The sequence below is a fragment of the Actinacidiphila rubida genome, from assembly GCF_900110255.1.
GTDB classification, from domain to species: Bacteria; Actinomycetota; Actinomycetes; order Streptomycetales; family Streptomycetaceae; genus Actinacidiphila; species Actinacidiphila rubida.
Genome location: NZ_FODD01000024.1, coordinates 136,459 through 154,768, shown reverse-complemented (window position 1 = coordinate 154,768; position 18,310 = coordinate 136,459). Strand labels below are relative to the sequence as shown.

Below are 18,310 nucleotides of genomic sequence, written 5' to 3'. Positions count from 1 at the left end.
TGCTTCGAGATGAGGACTCCCACCCACTTGATGGGGTAAGGCTCCCAGTAGACGACTGGGTTGATAGGCCGGATGTGGAAGCACCGTAAGGTGTGGAGCTGACCGGTACTAATAGGCCGAGGGCTTGTCCATGTATGCTCGCGTTCACTGTGTGGTTCTGAAACAACCAGCAACCACCCACCCCACCAGTAGTGGTGGGTTGTTGGGTGGGTGGTGTTTCATAGAGTTTCGGTGGTCATAGCGTTAGGGAAACGCCCGGTTACATTCCGAACCCGGAAGCTAAGCCTTTCAGCGCCGATGGTACTGCAGGGGGGACCCTGTGGGAGAGTAGGACACCGCCGAACAAATATTAGAAGCCCGGGTCCCCCGATTAAATCGGGGGACCCGGGCTTTTCTGCGTTGTACCGTCGGCTCATGCGGTACGAGATACGGCAGGTGGAGCCGGCCGAGTGGCGGCAGAGCCGCGCGCTGCGGCTGGCGGCGCTTCAGGACCCGGTGGCGGCGGTCGCGTTCGCGCGGACGTATGCCGAGGAGCTGGCGATGTCCGACGAGGAGTGGCGCGGCCGTGCGTCCGGCGACCGTGCCCGCCAGTTCGTGGCCGTGCGCGTGGACGGTGCGGACGACGGCGGAGGGGACGGCGCGGGGCCCGACGCCTGGGTGGGCATGGCCGTCGTCATCGCCGAGCGGCCCGACTACCTGAGCGTCAACGCCGTCTATGTGCGGCCCGAGGTGCGGGGTTCGGGCGTCGCCGAGAAGCTCCTGGCGGCCGCCATCGCCTGGACGTGGGACCGGGCGGACCAGCTCTACCTGTGGGTGCACGAGAAGAACCCCCGTGCGCAGGCGTTCTACCGGCGTCTGGGGTTCGTGCCCACCGGGGAGTCGATGGCGTCGCCCCTGGATCCGTCGATGACGGAGTCCGAGCTGGTGCTGACGCGCGGGTCGCGCGCCTCGCTGTCCTGAGGGCGGCGGTCCGGGAGCAGGAACGCGGCGGCCACGCCGATCAGGGCCAGCCCGGCCGTGACCGCCATGGCTGCACGGAACCCGTCGCTGAACGCGGCGGGCGACGCGTACGAGCCCGCGGCGCTGAACGCGGCCGCCGGGAGGGCCACGCCGAACGCGCCGCCCAGCTGCCGGGTCGTGCTGTACGCCCCTGACGCCTTGCCGATGTCGGCGGGAGCGCTCGTGCTGACCACGGCCTTCGTCACGGCCGGGATGGCCAGGGAGAAGCCGATGCCGCCGACGACCATGGGGAACACGAGCTCCAGGTAGGAGGCGTGGGCGGTGGCGAGCGCGGCGACCCCCGCCATGCCGACGACCTGAAGGGCCAACCCCGCGGTGATCAGCGGGCGTTCGCCGACGCGGTCGGCGAGGGCGCCGGCCCGCGGGGCGATGAGGAACGGCGCCACGCCCCAGGGCAGCATCCGCAGGCCCGCGCCCAACGGGCCGTGGAGCAGGGCCACTTGCTGGTACTGCGTCATGAAGAAGACGGCGCCGGTCATCGAGGCGTTCAGCAGGAGGATGACCGCGTTGCCGGCCGAGAACGACCGGGAGCGGAACAGGCGCAGGGGCAGCATCGGTGTGCGGGCGCGGGACTGCCACCGGACGAAGCACACGGCGAGCACGGTGCCGGCGGCGAGCGTCCCGATGACCTCGGCGCTGCCCCATCCGGCGGTGCCGGAGCGGACGAGGCCCCAGACGAGGCCGACCGCGGCGAGGGTGAACAGCAGCAGGCCGGGCAGGTCGACGGCGGTGCCCTGACCGAAGCCCTCGGTGATGCGGCGCAGCACGAAGGGGATCGCGCACAGGCCCAGTGGCACGTTCACCCAGAAGATCCACTGCCAGGCCAGGCCCTGGGTGAGCGCGCCGCCGAGGACGGGTCCGAGCAGGGCCGCGAGTCCGGTGACGCTGCCGTAGACGCCGAGCGCCCAGCCGCGCCGCTCGGGCGGGAAGGCCGCGTTGAGCAGGCCGAGGGCGACGGGGATGACGGCGGCCGCTCCGGCGCCCTGCACGGCGCGGGCGGCGATGAGCGCCGCCGCGTCGGGTGCCAGGGCGCAGCCCGCGGACGAGAGGGAGAACAGGGCGAGTCCGCAGGCGAACACCCGCCGCCGGCCGAACCGGTCGCCCAGGGCGGCGCCCGTCATCAGCAGGACGGCGAAGCTGAGGGTGTAGGCGCTGACGGTCCATTCCAGGTCGGCCATGGACGCGTGCAGGTCGCGCTGGATCGCGGTGAGCGCGGTCGCGACGACGAGCATGTCCAGGATGACCATGAACGAACCGAGGGAGGTGAGGGCCAGCACCCAGCGCTGTCCCGCGGTGGGGAACCACTGGCCTGGCGTCGGGTGGGCGGGGCTGGGGGTGTGCACGCGGGCCTCCTGGCGGGTGCTCGGTCCGGACGGTCCGGCTGTCCTTCGTGGGGACACCGGGCCGGGCGGAAACAGGGCGCGGGGCACCGAACACTTTCCGGGTGCGGGGGTGTCTTCATAGGTGCGAGACGGAGTGGCCCGTGCCCGGTGCGGACCGGACCGCGTGACGGAGGAGCCCAGGGATGGATGCGACCGAGGACCGGGACGCGCTTCTGGCGGCGGCCCGCGGCGGAGATGGTGAGGCGTTCCGGCTGCTGACCGATCCGTACCGGCACGAGCTGCAGGTGCACTGCTACCGCATCCTCGGCTCGGTGCAGGACGCCGAGGACCTGCTGCAGGAGACGCTCCTCGCGGCGTGGCGGGGACTTCGCGGGTACGAGGGCCGGGCGTCGGTGCGGGCGTGGCTGTACCGGATCGCGACCAACCGCTGCCTGAACGCGCTGCGGGACAGTGCCCGCAGGCCGCTGGACCGGGCAGCCCTGCATGGGGAGGTCCCGTTGCCAGAACCGACCAGGCGGCGCGGCCGACCGACGTGGCTGGAGCCGTACCCGGACCTGCTGCTGGAGGAGCTCCCCGACCGCGCCCCCGGGCCGGAGGCGCGCTACGAGATGCGGGAGTCCGTCTCGCTGGCGTTCCTGGTGGCGCTGCAGGAGCTGCCGCCCCGGCAGCGTGCGGTGCTGGTACTCAGGGACGTGCTGGGGTTCCGGGGGGCGGAGGTCGCGGACATGCTGGACTCCACCGAGGGGGCGGTGGCCAGCGCGTTGAAGCGGGCCCGGCTGACGCTGGCGGCGGAGATGTCCGACGCGGACCGGGACACCGCGCCGCTGCCGGACTCGCCGGACGAGCGCCGGATCGTCGAGGAGTTCGCGCGGGCGTTCGAGCGCGGCGACGTGGGCACGCTGCTGGAGCTGCTGACGGACGACGTGTGGCTGACGATGCCGCCGCTGCCGCTGGAGTACCAGGGGCACGCCGCCGTCGGGCACTTCCTGTCGACGATCGCGCTCCGGGACCGGCGCCGGTACGTGCTGGTGCCGACGCGTGCCAACGGCCAGCCGGCGTTCGGCGCCTACGTGCAGGATCCGCGGACGCCGATCCTGCACGCGCACGGCATTCTCGTGCTGACGCTGCGGGGCGGTCAGGTCGCGGCGATGACCCGTTTCATGGACACCGGGGTGCTGTCGCGGTTCGGCCTGCCGCGGTCGCTGCGCCGCGGCGACGTCCCGCCGCGCTGAAGTCGCGCGCGGCCCTGCGGGTCCCGCGGTCGGCGCGGGCTAGGGGGTCGCCGAAACGGGGTGCGGGGCGCGGGACTTCAGGTCCGCCATGACGGCGCGGACCGCGGCGATCATCTGCGGCACGTAGCGGGTGGCCTGCTCCGCCGTGACGGTGTCGGTGCCGTCGGCGTGCGGCAGCACCTGCGGGGACGCGGAGATGACGCTGAAGGCGAGGGAGACGACCGCGCCGCCGTGGAGGACGTCGAGCCGGACGGCGCCGGAGTCGTCGTGCAGCAGGTACGCCTCGTCGCCGATGCCGTGCACGGTCTCGACGCTGGTCACCGAGGGATCGGTGGCGTGGTGCTCGTCGTCGAACTCCGGCCGGGGGTCGGTCGCTTTGTGCAGTTCGACGGACAGGACGGCGTCGTAGGTGTTCGGGCTGCCGCCGTCGCCGGTCCCGGCGAGGTTGTCGGCGTGGCACCGGGTGCGGTCCAGGGCGGTGCCCCACAGGGTGTCGGCGGGGTCGGCGGAGAAGCGGTGGCGGGGCGTGGCGTCGAAGAGGGGTGCGAGGTCGCCGCCCGCGCACGGGTTCGCGGCGAGGTGGTAGCCGTGCAGGTCGGGGGTGCGGTGGGACGGGTCCCAGACGGTGACGGCGCCGGCCCACACGGCGGAGGCGGCGACGGCGCCGCCCAGGGCCCACGCCCAGTGCCGGGGCAGCCGCCGGGGCGGCGCCGGTTCGCGGCCCGTTCCGGTGATCTCGTCGTCGGCGGTGGTGGGCGCCAGGCCGGGGCCCTGGCCGGTGGGCTGCTCACTGCCGCGGTGCGGGCCCCGCTGCACGGGCAGCCCCGCGTGTCCGCCGATCAGTTCCGGCTCGGATATCACACTGCTCCCCCCGGTCGTCGGGTGCGCCGCGCGCGTCGGGTCAGTATGCGTGTGCGGGGTCGGGCCGGGAAGGCCCTGACGCGAACCGGTTCCGGCGGCGGGCCCGAGCGGCGGCCGGGGCGGCCGCCCCGGCTGCCGCCCGTGACGTCAGGCGATCCGTGCCAGGTCGCCGGCGCGCACGGCGCCCCGCAGCGGCTCCCCGCGCACCCACCGATCGACCTCGTCCACCGCGTACGCGCCCAGACGCCGCACCTCGGTGCCCTGGCAGCCGGCGATGTGCGGGGTGAGCAGCACGTTGGGCAGCCGGTGCAGGGCGTGGCCCGCGGGCAGTGGCTCGGGCTCGGTGACGTCGAGGTAGGCGTCGAGGCGGCCGGCTTCGCACTCGCGGGTGAGCGCCTCGGTGTCGACGATCCGGCCGCGTGCGGTGTTGATGACGGCGGCACCGTCGCGCAGCAGGGACAGCCGGTGCGCGTCGACCAGATGGTGGGTCTCGGGCAGGTCGGGGGCGTGCACGGTGACGATGTCGCTGCGCCGGAACAGGTCGTCGGGGGCGACGAGTTCGGCGCCCAGCGCCTCGGCGTCGGCCGGGGAGACGTACGGGTCGGCGAGCAGCACGCGGAAACCGGCCGGTGCGGCCAGCAGCCCGGCGACGACGCCGCGGCCGATGCGTGAGGCGCCGATGACGCCGACGGTCGCGCCGTCGGCGCCGCGCCGCTCGTCGAAGCCGGGGACGTGGCCGCGGGCATAGCCGGCGGCGGCGCGCAGGGTGCCGCGGGCGGCGAGCCGGACGGTGGCGAGCGTGAACTCGATGACGGGCCCGGCGTTGGCGTCGGCGGCAGAGGAGACGGCGATGCCGCGCTGCCACACCTCGGGCCGCACATGGCCCTTGACGCTGCCGGCGGCGTGGATGACGGCGGTCAGGCGCGGGGCCCGGGCGAGCGCGGCCTCGTCCAGGGGCGGGCAGCCCCAGCCGGTCAGCAGCACCTCGGCGCGGGCGAGTGCGGCGGGGGCCTCGTCCCAGCCGGTGACGACGGCCGGGTGGACGTCCGCGAGGGCGTCGAGCCGGGCGCGCAGCGGTGCCGGGAGGACCAGGTCCAGGATGTCCGGGCGCATCGCCAGCACCAGCTTCGGACGCTCCGCCATGTCTGCCCCTCACGTGTCGAACTGTAATCGGTTACATCCTCGCGAGGAGACTACGGCCGAGGTTCTGGCACGTCAACGACCGACCGAGGGCTGGACGGCCAAGAGTGCAGTGCTGCCACGGGTGTTGGTGAGGACTTGTGGTGCGCGAGGGGTTGACCCGTCGTAGTAACCGGTTTAGGTTCCGTGCCACCTTGAGCGTCGAGGAGGACGCGATGGCGATTGCCGAACGGGACGCCACCGGCCGTATGGGTGCGGCCGGAGCGTCCGGTGAACCCGATGTCCCGGGCCGCGGGGCGCGCGGCTCACGCCGCAAACGGTTGCGCAGGGACGCGGTCCTGCTGCTGCTGATGGCGCCCGGCGTGGCGTACTTCGTGCTGTTCCACTACGGCGTGATGGCCGGCAACGTCATCGCGTTCAAGGACTACGTGCCCTTCGACGGGCTGTGGGCCAGCCAGTGGGTGGGGACGGCCAACTTCCAGGAGGTGCTCGGCGACGACGCGTTCTGGCACGCGGTCGTCAACACCCTGTGGATAGCGCTGCTGCAGCTGGTCTTCTTCTTCCCCGTGCCGCTCGCGCTGGCGATGCTGCTGCACAGCCTGACCCGGGACTCGGTACGGCGGTTCGTGCAGTCGGTGGCGTACCTGCCGCACTTCCTGTCGTGGGTGATCGTGGTCGCGGTCTTCCAGCAACTCCTGGGCGAGAGCGGGCTGCTCAACACCGTGCTCGGCGACGCCCACCTGCACACCGTCGACGTCATCGGCAACCCCACCGCGTTCAAGCCGCTGGTGATCGCGCAGGTGATCTGGAAGGACTGCGGCTGGGGCACGATCATCTTCCTCGCCGCGCTCTCCCAGGTCGACGAGCAGCAGTACGAGGCCGCCGCGATCGACGGCGCGGGCCCGTGGCGCAGGTTCTGGCACGTCACGCTGCCGGCGATCCGGCCGATCGTCGTGCTGCTGCTGATCATGCGGCTCGGCGACATCCTGTCCGTCGGGTTCGAGCAGATGCTGCTGCAGCGGGCGTCCGTCGGCCCCGACGCCGCCGAGATCATCGACACGCTGGTCTGGCAACGCGGCCTGGTCCAGGGCGACTACGGGTACGCCGCCGCGGCCGGCCTGTTCAAGGGCGTCGTCGGCGCGCTCCTCGTCTACGCCGCGAACAAGGTGGCACACCGGCTGGGTGAACAGGGGGTCTACCGGTGAGCGACGCATGCGAGGCCGCCGGCCTGCAGGTGACGGCGAGAGCCGCGGAATGGTGCCGAGCAGGCGGAGAAGCGAACGGGGGAGCGCGATGACTGCTGTCGGTGGGCGGCCGGTGTGGATGGAGAAGCCGAAGCCGCTGACGCAGGCCGCCAAGGGCGTCGCCCTGGCCGTGACGGTGCTGCTGGTGCTGGTGCCGTTCCTGATCATCGTCTCGACGTCGTTCGCGTCCAACAAGGACGTCGTCGGCGGCGGCGGGTGGGTGATGTGGCCGGAGCATCCGACGCTGCGCGCGTACCGGGAGATCTTCGACGGTGGGATCGTCGGCCATGCGCTGTGGGTCAGCGCGGGCGTCACCGTCGTCGGCACCGCGGCGAGCCTGGCGTGCACCATCGGCCTGGCCTACGCGCTCAGCCGGCGCGACCTGTTCGGCGGGAGGCCGGTGCTGCTGCTGATCCTGTTCACGTTCCTCTTCCCGCCCGGCATGATCCCGAGCTTCCTGCTGGTCAAGAGCCTGCACATGCTCAACAGCTACACGGCGCTGATCGCGCCGTTCCTGATCAACGTGTTCAACCTCGTGGTGCTGCGCGGCTTCTTCCAGTCGCTGCCCGAGGAGCTGTACGAGGCGGCCCGGCTGGACGGCGCGGGGGAGTGGCTGATCCTGCGCCGGGTCGTGCTGCCGCTGTCCAAGGCGGCGCTGGCCGTCGTGGGGCTGTTCTACGCCGTCAGCTACTGGAACGCGTGGTTCTACGCCTCGATCTACCTCGACTCCGACCACTGGCCGCTGCAACAGGTGCTGCGCACGTATGTCATCGGGGGTGCGCAGCTGGCGGACACCAGCGCGGGCGACGCCGGCGCCGTGGCCGCACCGCAGACGATCCAGATGGCGGTGCTGGTGGTGGCGACCGTGCCGATCGTCGTCGTCTACCCCTTCCTGCAGAAGTACTTCACCAAGGGCGTGCTGACCGGCGCCATCAAGAGCTGAGCCGACACCTTCCCGAGAAAGGACCCCCGTGAGTACCTCGTCGTTCTCGCGGCGTACCTTGCTGCGCTCGATCGCCGCAGGTGGCGCCGCCGTCACCGCCCCGTCGCTGCTGACCGCCTGCTCGTCGCCGGGCGCCAGGCACGACGTCAGCAACGTCGGCAAGACCCTCTCGCCCTGGCCGGCGTACGTGCCCTTCTCCGGCCCCGCCCCCGACCTGCCCGGCACCGCCGACGGCATCCAGCCGGGCTACCTGAGCTACCCGAAGAACCTGGCGAGCGCCGTCCACGACAAGCCCGGCACCGGCCAGACGATCAAGGTCATGGCCATCACCTACGGCACCCCGCCCAAGCCCGCGTCGTCCAACCGGTTCTGGGCCGCGGTCAACGAGGCGCTGGGCGTGAACGTCGAGTTCACGGTGGTGCCCGCGTCCGACTACATGACGAAGATGGCCACCATGATGGCCGGCGACGACCTCCCCGACGTCGTCAACCTCGGCGGCGGCATGGTCCTGCCCCGCGAGGCGGAGTTCGTCGCCGCCAAGTGCGCGGACCTGTCGGAGTACGTGTCCGGCGACGCGATCAAGGCGTACCCGAACCTGGCGAACCTGCCGACGTACGCCTGGCAGGACATGGGCCGGATCGGCGGCCGGATCTACGGGGTGCCGGTGCAGCGCTCGGCGCCCGGCAACTGCCTGTGGATCAACAACGACGTGTTCGCCGCGGCCGGCATGAAGGACGGCTGGACCTCGGACGACTTCATGGCCGTGGCCAAGGCCGCGACCGGCGGCAGGAAGTACGGTCTCGGCTCGTCCCAGCCGCTGCTGTTCGGCATCGACGTGCACACGACCGCGTTCGGGGCGCCGCAGGAGTGGAAGATCGACGGCGGGCAGTTCGTCAGTGCCTACACCACCGACGAGTACCGGGCCGCCATCGCGTTCATGGCGAAGCTGCGGCAGGCCGGGCTGTACCAGCCGAATGTGCTCGGCACCTCCACGGTCGACTGCAAGACCATGTTCTACAACGGCACCGTCGCCTCGATGCCCGACGGCTTCGGCGCGCTGAGCACCAGCATCCCCAGCATCAAGGGCGCGTTCACCCTCGACGCGATGGTCCCCTACACCCCGCCCGGCGGCGGCAAGGCCGGCATGGACCGGGCGCGCGGGATCTTCGGCTACACCGTGCTGAAGAAGGCCGCGCCCGACCGGATCAAGCTGATCCTGCGGGTGCTGGACTACCTGGCGGCGCCGTTCGGCACCAAGGAGTACGAGCTCACGCACTTCGGTGTCGAGGGCACGCACTTCACCCGCGACGCGCAGGGCTCGCCGATCCCCACCGCGCTGGCGCAGGTGGAGAACACCGTCAACCTGCCGATCAAGTACCTGTGCGACGGCCCGCAGGTGCTGTTCCTGCCGGGCAACCCCGACGCGGTCCGGCGCAACCACGCCTGGCAGACGAAGGTCGCGCCGATGCTGGTGCGCAACCCGCGGTTCGGCCTCCAGTCCGAGACCAACACCCGTGTCGGCGCCAACGTCGACACCCTGCGCACCGACGCGATCGGCGCGGTCGTCGCCGGCCGCAAGCCGATGAGCGCCTGGGACGACGCCCTCAAGCAGATGCGCAGCCAGGGCCTGGACAAGATCGCCGAGGAGTACGCGCAGGCGTACGCGAGCAGCCACTGACCGGTGCACCCGCGCCGCCGGTCCCAGGCTCACCCATTACGCTGGGCGGCGGCGCGGGGGCGGGGACGGAACCTTCGGATGGCGGGGATGGCGGAGACTTCACCAGGGCCGGGCGCGACCGGCGGCACAGGCCCGGGCACGGGCCCGGAGTCCGCTGCGCGCCGCGTCACCATCCGCGACGTCGCGGGCCGCGCGGGCGTCTCGGTGGCCACCGTCTCCCGCGTGCTCGCCGGCAACTACCCGACGTCGGCGGCCGCCCGCGCGAAGGTGCTGCGGGCCGTCAAGGACCTCGACTACGTCATCGACGGGCGGGCCCGCGCGCTGGCCGGCACCGGTCCCAGGACCGTCGCGGTCATCGTGATGTCCGTGGACAGCCCGTTCTACGCCAACGTGGCGCAGGGCGTGGAGCAGGAGGCGGCCGCCCGCGGCCGGCTGTGCCTGGTGTGCAGCCACGGCGGCGACGAGGCACGGGAACTGGCGCTGGTGCAGATGATGCGCGAGCAGCGCGCCGAGTTCGTGGTGCTGGTCGGCGGCGCCGTCGAGGACGAGCGCTACCGGGCCCGGCTGACCGAGTACGCGCACGGCCTGGCGGCCGCCGGCTCCCGGCTGGTGCTGTGCGGCCGGCCGGCGCCCGGCCCCGACACGCCCGTGCTCGTCGTGGAGTACGACAACGAGGCCGGCGCCTACGCGGCCGTCAGCCATCTGCTGGCGTTCGGGCACCGCGACATCCTCTACCTGGGCGTCATGCCCGGGTACTCCACCGTCGAGCCGCGCATCGCCGGCTACCGGCGCGCGCTGGCCGACCACGGGCTGCCGCCGTCCGCCGAGCGCGTCCAGGGCTACGGCCTCGGCCGCACCCACGGCTACGACGCGATGCGGCAGATCCTCGCCGACTGCGACGGCCGCCCCGACTTCACCGCGGTCTTCGCCGGCGACGACCAGGCCGCGGCCGGCGCGATGGCGGCGATGCGCGAGTACGGGCTGCGCACACCTGAGGACGTCTCCGTCGTCGGCTACAACAACGACGCCCTCGCGCAGGACCTCAACCCGCCGCTGACGACCGTCAACATCCCGGCGTACGAGCTGGGCCGGGAGACGGTCCGCTTCGCGCTGGCCGAGGCCGCCGCGTCGCCGGGGCGCGCCGCGCTCCAGAAGCGCCATGTGCTGGGGACCCACACGGTGCTGCGCGACTCGGTGGCCCGGCCCCGCCGCTGACCCCGGCGCCGCGGTGCCGGCCGTCGCCCCCGGGCGGGCGCGACGGCGGCACGTCAGGGCAGCAGCACCGCGTCGGGGACGGACGGCGGGAGGGTGGCGGCGGTCTCGGCGCCCAGCGCCAGCCGCACGTCGGCGTCCTGCCACAGCGGGACCTGCCAGCGGGCCAGCGCCTGCTCGGGCGAGCGCAGCACCGCCAGCGCGGGCAGACCGGCCGCGTGCCCGCCGGACAGCAGCCGGGGCAGCTCGGGCACGGGGGCGAGTGCGGCCACGTCGTCCAGGACGAACGTGAGTGGTGGGTCGAGCCGACCGGCGGATGACCCTTCGGCCATGTGCCGGCCGTGCTCGACCACGCACGAGACGAGTGCGGTCAGCAGGGGCATCGCACCCGGGCGGGACCGCGGATCCTCGATCCGCTCGCCCACTACATAGAGCGTTCCCCGTTCGGCGGTGAAGGATGCGAGGTCGAGCCCACCGGACCGGCCGGGATTGCACGCGTCACGGAAGTGCACGGCGTTCAGCGGCGCCATGACCCTGCGGATCAACGCCTGTGCGGCGTCCCGGCGTTCGGGGTGCGCGTGCACCACCGACTCCAGCTCACCGCTCCAGCCGGACGCGGCGCCGGCGTCGGTGCGCAGGATGCGCACCGCGTCGCCCGACGTCGCGCCGCCCGCGGCCCAGCGGTGGATCTGCCGGAACGGCTGGCCGTCCACCGCGGCCGCGTGCAGCCAGCAGCGCAGCAGCGTGGCCGCGGTGTCGTGCACGATCGCCTCGTCCGCGCGGGCGGTGCGCAGCGGCGCGAGCAGCGCCGCCGCCCGTATCCGGGCGGTCTCCGGGCGCTCGCAGCCGTCGTGCGGGGCCCAGCGCAACCGCCCGGGCACGTCGAGCAGATGCCCCGGGTCGTAGACGTGGACCGGGCCCAGCTTCGCGCGGTTGCCCACGGTCTGCTGGTACGTGTCGGCGTCCGCGGTCGTCACCACCACCGGGCCGGCCGCGGCGAGCACCGCGGGCTGCACGACCCGCTTGGCCTTGTCGCCGCGCGGCGCCGCGAACAGCGCGTAGGTGCGGGTGACTTCACCGTCGGCCAGGGCCGCTGCGTGCCGCTCGGCGTGGCCGGCGGCGACGTGCTCCGCGCCGCCTCCCGGCCCACCGGGCCCGCCCGGGCCGGTGCCGGCGAAGCCGGCCGCGTCCGCGGGCCGGTCCGTGAGGGGCGCGAGCCGCGCCGTGGGGGCGTCGTCGCGGGCGGCCGGCGCGGTGGCCCGCGGGACGGTGCGGAACCAGGCGTCCAGGCTCGAGTCGGCCGAACCGGCGGAGCCCGCCGGGTATCCGGGGCCCGCGCCGTTCTTCGCGGTCGGCACGCCGTCCCGGGGGCGCGGCACCGGCGCGGAGTCCGCGCCGGCCGCGGACTCCTCCTCCTCCTCCTCCTCCAGCTCGCGGACCTGCGGGGCCCGGCGCGGTGCGCGCGTCCGGCGTGCCGGGCGGTGGCCGCGCAGCCGCGCGATCCGGTTCAGCAGCCACATCGCCGCCGTGAGCAGCAGCACGATCTGCGCGACGAACACGCCCCAGAACAGGCCCGACGAGGACAGTTCGCCGGCCGGGGCGCCCGGCCACGCGGCCGCCATGTCGTGGGGCTGCTGGACCAGCGACCGCATCGCGCGCGGGGTGCGGGTGAAGTGCACGGCCGAAGGCCAGGAGCCGTGCGCGAGCAGCCCCGCCACGCCGGTCGCCGTCCACACCAGCAGCGTCACGCCCAGCAGGAAGGCGATGACGCCGACGATCAGGCCGTCCGGCAGCCCTCCCGGCTCGTCCTTCTTCCGCGCCGCCATGACCTCACGCCACCGCGTCGTCGGCCATTTGCTTCGCCTGCGCGACCTGGGCCGCGGCGTGCGCCTCGGCGCGGGCCTCGGCCTCCGCGTCGGCCTCCAGGTCCGCGGCGTGGTCCGCGGACGACTGGGTCATGGCCCGGTCGGTGAACACCAGCGGCCGCTCCGCCTCGGTGATCAGATGCTTGACCACCTGCACGTTGCCGTTGACGTCCCACACCGCGATGCCCGGCGTCAGCGTCGGGATGATCTCCACCGCCCAGCGCGGCAGGCCCAGCACCCGGCCGGTGGCTCTGGCCTCGTCGGCCTTCTGCGCGTAGATCGTGCGGGTCGAGGCCATCTTGAGGATCGCGGCCGCCTCCTTGGCCGCGGCGCCGTCCACCACGTCCGACAGGTGGTGCACCACCGCCACGAACGACAGGCCGAGCCGCCGGCCGAACTTCAGGAGCCGCTGGAACAGCTGTGCCACGAAGGGTGAGTTGATGATGTGCCAGGCCTCCTCCACCAGGAAGATGCGTTTGACCCGGTCCGGCCGGATCCAGGTGTGCTCCAGCCACACCCCGACGATCGCCATCAGGATCGGCATCGCGATCGAGTTCCGGTCGATGTGCGACAGGTCGAAGACGATCAGCGGCGAGTCCAGGTCGATGCCCGCGCTCGTCGGGCCGTCGAACATGCCGCGCAGGTCGCCGTCGACCAGCCGGTCGAGCACCAGCGCCACGTCCAGTCCCCAGGCGCGCACGTCCTCCAGCTCGACGTTCATCGCCTCCGCGGACTCCTCCAGCGGATGCCGCAGCCGCTCCACGATGTCGGTGAGGATCGGCTGGCGGTCCGTCACCGTCTCGGCGACGTAGGCGTGCGCGACCTTCAGCGCGAACCCGGACCGCTCGTCCAGGCCGCGGCCCATCGCGACCTCGATGATGGTGCGCAGCAGCGCCAGCTGCCCGGTCACGGTGATCGCCGGGTCCAGCGGGTTGAGCTTGATGCCGCCGTCGAGCGCGGCCATCGGGTCCAGCCGGATCGGCGTGAGGCCCATCGCCTTCGCGATCAGGTTCCACTCGCCGACGCCGTCCTCGCCCTGCGCGTCGAGCACCACCACCTGCCGGTCGCGGAACCGCAGTTGGCGCAGCACGTAGGTCTTCTCCAGCGCCGACTTGCCGTTGCCGGACTCGCCGAGCACCAGCCAGTGCGGTGCCGGCAGCTGCTGGCCGTACAGCTGGAACGGGTCGTAGATGTAGCCCTTCCCCGAGTACACCTCGCGGCCGATGATCACCCCGGAGTCGCCGAGGCCGGGCGCCGCCGTCGGCAGGTACACGGCCTGGGCCTGCCCGGTGGACGTCCGGACCGGCAGCCGGGTGGTCTCCACACGGCCGAACAGGAAGCTGGTGAACGCGTCCGTGGCCGCTGCGACAGGATCCAGCATGGGCATGACGGTGGCCTCCTCGGCTAGCGGCGGATGCCGGTCGCGAACGGCAACGTGTTGACGAATGCCCGGTGGTGCTCCCGATCGCACCATTCCAGCTTCAGATACGACTTGCCCGCCGACGCGCGGATCGTGCGCTTGTCGCGCGCCAGACTCTCCGGCGAACGCGACGACACCGTGATGTACCCGACCAGGTTCACCCCGGCCGCGCCGCTCGCCAGGTCCTCGCCGCGCTGGTCGACGCGGCCGTGCTGCGCGACGTCCCGCGGGTCGACCACCCGGTTCATCTTCGCCGCGCGGCTGGCCTCGGCGTCGTCGTTGGTCTTCTCCGTCAGCATCCGCTCGATCGCCACGTCCGTGGGCTCGAGGTCCATGGTCACCGCCACCGTGCGGATCACGTCCGGGGTGTGCACCAGCAGCGGCGCGAGGAAGTTCACGCCCACCGGCGTCAGCGGCCACTCCTTGATCCAGGCCGTCGAGTGGTGCCACGGCGCGCGGGTCGTCGACTCGCGCGTCTTGGCCTGCAGGAACGTCGGCTCCGTGGCGTCGAGTTCGGCCGGCCACGCGTTGCGCCGGGACATCGCCTGGATGTGGTCGATCGGATGGTCCGGGTCGTACATCGAGTGCACCAGCGACGACAGCCGCGCCTGGCCCAGCGGCTGCCGCACCCGGATGTCGGCCTCCGCGAGCCGCGCGCAGATGTCGTTCAGCTCGCGCGCCATGACCGCGGCCAGCCCCGAGTCCTTGTCGACCTTGTGCCCGTGACCGACGGTCGCCCGCGCCAGCGCGTGGCCCTCGGCCGCCAGCTCACGGGTGAAGTGCATGCACGCCACCAGGTACGCGCGGTGCTGCTCCGACGACGTCGACACCATCGACTGCAACTGGTCGTAGGAGTCCTTCAGCCACCGGTCGGCGCCCGGGTCGCCGCGCTGGGCGACGTCCTTGGCGTGCGCGTCCGGGTCGGCCGGCAGGGTGCGGGCCAGCATCTGCAGGCGCGTCACGAAGCCGTCGCCGTTGGCCACGTGCTTCAGCAGCGTGCCGAACCGCTCGACCAGCGCCTCCTGGTCCTCGCTGTCGCGCAGGCCCACCCCCGGGCCCTCGATCTCGATGGCCGCGGTGACCGTGCGCCGGTCCACATGCAGCAGCACCGCGATCTCGTCCGGCCCGAACGGCGCCGACAGCCACGTGATCCGCCCGATGCCCGGCGGCGGACCGACCTCCACCTCGCGCCCGTCCAGTCGCGTGCCCGCCTCCTGCACCGCCGAGCGGTAGGCGGGGGCGGTGCGCAGCGTCCGGCGGTAGGAGCGGTTGATCTCGAACCAGCGGTAGAACGTCCGGCGCCGGTACGGCATGTACACCGCGGCCAGGGCCAGCAGCGGCCAGCCCACCAGGCCGACGATCCGCAGCAGCAGGACCGGCACCAGCAGGCCCGACATCATGCCGAGCCCCGCCCCGAGGATGATCAGCGCGATCTCGCCGGTCTCCCGGTTCTTGCCGACGATCGCGTTGGGCCGCGCCTTGCCGATCAGATACGTGCGGCGCGGCTGCGTGAACGGCTGGGTCGTCACCGGCGATCACCTCCCTGTCTCGGCGCGGAGCCGTTGGTCGAGCCTGGTCCTGAGCCGCGGCCCCCGCCCGGGCCGGAGCGGTACGGGGATCCGCTGACCGGGCCCCCGCTGTCGCTCCTGCCGCCCCCGCCCCCGCTGCCGCCCTGCGCGCCGCCCCGCGAACTGTGCGCGGCCATGCCGCCGGCCATCGGGTTCGACGGCTGCGCGCCGCCGCCCTGCGCCTGTTCCTGCGGGCCGCCGCGCGCGCTGTGCGTCTTGATGCCCTGCTTGACCAGCGCGGCGGGCGAGGAGATCACGGCGGCGGCCGAGCCCTGCCCCCCGGCGGCCGACTTGCGGCTGTTGCGCAGGTTCACCACGTCGTCGCCGAAGCCCGGCACGAAGCGGTAGATCATGAAGCTCGCGAAGATCGCCAGCAGGATGATCGCCAGGCCCGAGACGACCGCGGAGAACGCGTCCGGCCCGTTGTCCGACGACGACAGCGCGCCCGCCAGGCCCAGCACGATCACGATCACCGGCTTCACCATGATGACCGCGATCATGATCCCGGCCCAGCGCCTGACGTGGTGCCACATGTTCTTGTCGACCAGTCCCGCGTACACCGCGGTGCCCAGCAGCGCCCCCACGTACAGCAGCGCCGCCCTGATCACCAGCTCCAGCCACAGCACACCGGCGGCCAGCACCGACACCAGCGACACCACGATCAGCATGATCGGGCCGCCGCCGATGTCCGTTCCCTTGGTCAGCGCGCCGGAGAACGATCCGAAGAACACCTGGGTGTCCGACTGGGTGCCCGACGACACCACCGCCGTCACCGCGTCCGTCGCCGACACCACCGTGTACAGGATCAGCGGCGTGAACGCGGAGGCCAGCACCGTCAGCCACAGGAACCCGACCGCCTCGGTCAGCGCCTCCGTCAACGGCACCCCGCGCACCGCGCGCTTGGCCACCGCCAGCAGCCACAGCACCAGCGTCAGGATCGTCGACGCCGCGAACACCACGGCGTACTGCCGCAGGAACGCGCCGTTCGTGAAGTCGACCTCCGTCGTCTTCGTCACCGCGGCCGACAGCTTGTCGATGGTCCACGACGCGGCCTGGGCACAGCCCTTGGCGAGGGAGGAGAGGGGGTCGAGGGAGTCGGTGGGGTTGGTGCCCTTGGCGGGGGCGGAGGGATCGCCCTTGGTGCAGTAGTCCTTGGCCGCCCCGATGAGGCCGTCGCAAGGGCTGCGGGTCTGCCCGCCCGGCCCGTCCGCGGGTCCGCCGGGCGTCGGCGGAGCGGCGAGCGCGACCTTGGCGGACAGGGTCAGGAACGCAACGGTGGCCGCGGCGACCGCCGCCGCGCGGCGCCCCTGCGCGCGTGTGCTTCCCGTCCTACCTGGCATACGTAAAGCCTCCGTACTGCTGGACGGCGCCGGCGATCTCGTCGGCCGTGGCCGCGCGGGTGTCGCCGTTGACCGGCGCGGGTCCGTCCTTCTGGCTGGAGGACTGGAGCTTCCAGTCGCCGGCCGCCCAGACCAGCTTCTCGGTGACGGTGAACCAGGCGGAGCTGACGGGGTTCGTGGACCCCTGCCCGGCCAGGCCGACCAGGTCGGTGCACCACACCTCGACGGTCGCCGCGTCCGTCCCGCTCGCCGTCACCTTGGTGCCGACCGGCACCGTCCGGGAGACGAACGTCAGACCGGCGGGCGCCGTGCCGTCGTCCCTCAGGCCCAGCGCCTTCAGCGCGTTCCCGGAGTAGGCGCGGTCCAGCGAGCCCTGCACCGCCCCCGCGTTGGGCCCGTAGACCGCGCTGACGATCGCGTGCCGCCGGTCCGCGTTGAACATGTCGACGCCCCCCAGCGCCACCGCGTAGTTGGCCGCCGCCGACTGCGCCCCCTGCTCCGTACGGGCGAAGCCCGCGGGAATGCCGCCGCTCCTGCCGGAGACCGGGCGCTCGCCGGTCGGCGCGGTGGCCGAGGAGGACGTCGAGCCCTTGCCGCCGCTCGAGCCGCCGGTCCGGGTCCCGCCGGAGCCGGACGAGCCGGAGCCGTCGCCGCGGTTGGCGAACGCGATCGCCGCGACCAGCAGCACCACTATGCCCACGACCGTGAACAGCGCCCGCCGTGGCTGCGCCTGGCGCCGGCCGCTTCCCCCGCCGTGCCCCTCGGGCATCCGCGTCCTGGTCGCGGGTCCGTCCTGGCCGAGGCTCATCGCGCGGTCGCCCCCCGCGGCGGTCCGGCCGCCGTCTCGGGTCGGGGTGCCGCGGGCACGCCGGACCGGCGTGTGACGCGGACGGCACCGCTGCTTGGTTGAGTGGGCATCAGCACGCAGCCTCGGTTGGAGAGGTGGAGCCTGGGACCGGCTCCAGGGACGTGAGCGTGACGGGCACGCAGGACCGCGAGGGCTACCCCGAGGCTAGACGGCCATCCCGTACACGATGGTGAACAGGGTGCCGAGCGACCCGATGATGAACACGCCGGTCAGCCCGGCGATGATCAGCCCCTTGCCCTGCTCCGCGCTGAAGGTGTCGCGCAGCGCGGTGGCGCCGATGCGCTGTTTCGCGGCACCCCAGATCGCGATGGCCAGACAGAGCAGGATCGCCGTCGCCATCACCACCTCGATCATCACCCGTGCCTCGTTACCGAGGGACCCGAATGGGCCCCAGTCCGGTGCGATGCCACCGATGATGGTGTTGATGTCGCCCTTTGCGGCTGCCAGGAACATGTAACTCACCACCCCGCTCGATCAGTTGGCTCCCTCGCCGGGGCGCAAGAGGGCCGGGTCCAGTTTGACGGAGGATTCCGCTGATGCATGTCGACTCAGCGACTTTCTCGGCGGATCGTCCGT

The 18,310-nt window shown here is 72.8% G+C and carries 15 protein-coding genes and 2 rRNA genes; 8 read left to right on the top strand and 9 right to left on the bottom strand.

Annotation, left to right across the window (positions count from 1 at the left end; genetic code table 11):
- From BMW99_RS24055 to BMW99_RS24045, 3 genes are all read left to right on the top strand, one after another.
- A 23S ribosomal RNA gene (locus BMW99_RS24055) occupies positions 1-132 on the top strand; the annotation flags it as partial.
- 95 nt (positions 133-227) lie between these two features.
- Positions 228-344 (top strand): 5S ribosomal RNA (gene rrf, locus BMW99_RS24050).
- Positions 345-414: 70 nt separating this feature from the next.
- Complete coding sequence (locus BMW99_RS24045) at positions 415-960, top strand: GNAT family N-acetyltransferase (protein ID WP_075017516.1); 546 nt, start codon at positions 415-417, stop codon at positions 958-960.
- Here BMW99_RS24045 and BMW99_RS24040 read toward each other — a convergent pair.
- Positions 846-2,363, bottom strand: a complete 1,518-nt coding sequence (locus BMW99_RS24040; protein ID WP_075017515.1) for an MFS transporter — start codon at positions 2,361-2,363, stop codon at positions 846-848. The two genes, BMW99_RS24045 and BMW99_RS24040, sit on opposite strands and share 115 nt — an antisense overlap.
- Positions 2,364-2,545: 182 nt before the next feature.
- Here BMW99_RS24040 and BMW99_RS24035 point away from each other — a divergent pair, with 182 nt between their 5' ends.
- The gene (locus BMW99_RS24035) at positions 2,546-3,595 is read left to right on the top strand and encodes a sigma-70 family RNA polymerase sigma factor (protein WP_069467363.1); all 1,050 of its coding nucleotides are present in this window, start codon (positions 2,546-2,548) and stop codon (positions 3,593-3,595) included.
- Between the two features lie 39 nt (positions 3,596-3,634).
- On the opposite strand, the gene BMW99_RS24030 is transcribed toward BMW99_RS24035, so the two are convergent.
- Both BMW99_RS24030 and BMW99_RS24025 read right to left on the bottom strand, forming a co-directional pair.
- Positions 3,635-4,456 (bottom strand): hypothetical protein, encoded by an 822-nt coding sequence (locus tag BMW99_RS24030; RefSeq protein WP_075017514.1) that lies wholly within the window; start codon positions 4,454-4,456, stop codon positions 3,635-3,637.
- A gap of 147 nt (positions 4,457-4,603) precedes the next feature.
- Positions 4,604-5,599, bottom strand: coding sequence for a hydroxyacid dehydrogenase (locus BMW99_RS24025; protein WP_075017513.1), 996 nt, complete (start codon positions 5,597-5,599; stop codon positions 4,604-4,606).
- A 212-nt stretch (positions 5,600-5,811) separates the two neighbouring features.
- Here BMW99_RS24025 and BMW99_RS24020 point away from each other — a divergent pair, with 212 nt between their 5' ends.
- The 4 genes from BMW99_RS24020 to BMW99_RS24005 all read left to right on the top strand — a co-directional run bounded on the left by BMW99_RS24020 (position 5,812) and on the right by BMW99_RS24005 (position 10,676).
- The gene (locus BMW99_RS24020; RefSeq protein ID WP_218108463.1) at positions 5,812-6,801 is read left to right on the top strand and encodes an ABC transporter permease; all 990 of its coding nucleotides are present in this window, start codon (positions 5,812-5,814) and stop codon (positions 6,799-6,801) included.
- 88 nt (positions 6,802-6,889) lie between these two features.
- A complete protein-coding gene (locus BMW99_RS24015; RefSeq protein ID WP_069465660.1) occupies positions 6,890-7,783 on the top strand; it encodes a carbohydrate ABC transporter permease in 894 nt (297 codons plus the stop codon).
- Positions 7,784-7,811: 28 nt separating this feature from the next.
- A complete protein-coding gene (locus tag BMW99_RS24010) occupies positions 7,812-9,461 on the top strand; it encodes an extracellular solute-binding protein (RefSeq protein ID WP_069465659.1) in 1,650 nt (549 codons plus the stop codon).
- A gap of 87 nt (positions 9,462-9,548) precedes the next feature.
- Positions 9,549-10,676, top strand: a complete 1,128-nt coding sequence (locus BMW99_RS24005; protein ID WP_079139054.1) for a LacI family DNA-binding transcriptional regulator — start codon at positions 9,549-9,551, stop codon at positions 10,674-10,676.
- A gap of 53 nt (positions 10,677-10,729) precedes the next feature.
- Here BMW99_RS24005 and BMW99_RS24000 read toward each other — a convergent pair whose 3' ends face one another.
- The 6 genes from BMW99_RS24000 to BMW99_RS23975 all read right to left on the bottom strand — a co-directional run bounded on the left by BMW99_RS24000 (position 10,730) and on the right by BMW99_RS23975 (position 18,187).
- Positions 10,730-12,499, bottom strand: a complete 1,770-nt coding sequence (locus BMW99_RS24000; protein ID WP_075017512.1) for a type VI secretion protein — start codon at positions 12,497-12,499, stop codon at positions 10,730-10,732.
- A gap of 4 nt (positions 12,500-12,503) precedes the next feature.
- Entirely contained in the window at positions 12,504-13,925 is a 1,422-nt protein-coding gene (locus BMW99_RS23995) for an ATP-binding protein (RefSeq protein ID WP_407640314.1), read from the bottom strand.
- A 17-nt stretch (positions 13,926-13,942) separates the two neighbouring features.
- Positions 13,943-15,487: an SCO6880 family protein gene (locus tag BMW99_RS23990; RefSeq protein WP_075017511.1), complete on the bottom strand. Its 1,545-nt coding sequence runs from the start codon at positions 15,485-15,487 to the stop codon at positions 13,943-13,945.
- Positions 15,484-16,866 carry a hypothetical protein gene (locus BMW99_RS23985; RefSeq protein WP_075017510.1) on the bottom strand — a complete coding sequence of 461 codons (1,383 nt, stop codon included), beginning with the start codon at positions 16,864-16,866 and terminating at the stop codon, positions 15,484-15,486. Before BMW99_RS23985 ends, BMW99_RS23990 begins: the two co-directional genes overlap by 4 nt.
- Positions 16,856-17,674, bottom strand: a complete 819-nt coding sequence (locus BMW99_RS23980) for a hypothetical protein (RefSeq protein ID WP_069465017.1) — start codon at positions 17,672-17,674, stop codon at positions 16,856-16,858. The genes BMW99_RS23985 and BMW99_RS23980 overlap by 11 nt, the downstream gene beginning before the upstream one ends.
- Positions 17,675-17,878: 204 nt before the next feature.
- On the bottom strand, positions 17,879-18,187 hold the full coding sequence (locus BMW99_RS23975) for a hypothetical protein (protein WP_069465016.1): 309 nt from the start codon (positions 18,185-18,187) through the stop codon (positions 17,879-17,881).
- Positions 18,188-18,310 lie beyond the last annotated feature (123 nt).

Bases quoted from the DNA above. Each gene is read 5' to 3' on its own strand.
- BMW99_RS24015 (WP_069465660.1), top strand. From the start codon at position 6,890: ATGACTGCTGTCGGTGGGCGGCCGGTGTGGATGGAGAAGCCGAAGCCG.
- BMW99_RS24005 (WP_079139054.1), top strand. From the start codon at position 9,549: ATGGCGGAGACTTCACCAGGGCCGGGCGCGACCGGCGGCACAGGCCCG.
- BMW99_RS24045 (WP_075017516.1), top strand. From the start codon at position 415: ATGCGGTACGAGATACGGCAGGTGGAGCCGGCCGAGTGGCGGCAGAGC.
- BMW99_RS23995 (WP_407640314.1), bottom strand. From the start codon at position 13,925: ATGCCCATGCTGGATCCTGTCGCAGCGGCCACGGACGCGTTCACCAGC.
- BMW99_RS24000 (WP_075017512.1), bottom strand. From the start codon at position 12,499: ATGGCGGCGCGGAAGAAGGACGAGCCGGGAGGGCTGCCGGACGGCCTG.
- BMW99_RS24035 (WP_069467363.1), top strand. From the start codon at position 2,546: ATGGATGCGACCGAGGACCGGGACGCGCTTCTGGCGGCGGCCCGCGGC.
- BMW99_RS24020 (WP_218108463.1), top strand. From the start codon at position 5,812: ATGGCGATTGCCGAACGGGACGCCACCGGCCGTATGGGTGCGGCCGGA.
- BMW99_RS24025 (WP_075017513.1), bottom strand. From the start codon at position 5,599: ATGGCGGAGCGTCCGAAGCTGGTGCTGGCGATGCGCCCGGACATCCTG.
- BMW99_RS23975 (WP_069465016.1), bottom strand. From the start codon at position 18,187: ATGTTCCTGGCAGCCGCAAAGGGCGACATCAACACCATCATCGGTGGC.
- BMW99_RS23985 (WP_075017510.1), bottom strand. From the start codon at position 16,866: ATGCCAGGTAGGACGGGAAGCACACGCGCGCAGGGGCGCCGCGCGGCG.
- BMW99_RS23980 (WP_069465017.1), bottom strand. From the start codon at position 17,674: ATGAGCCTCGGCCAGGACGGACCCGCGACCAGGACGCGGATGCCCGAG.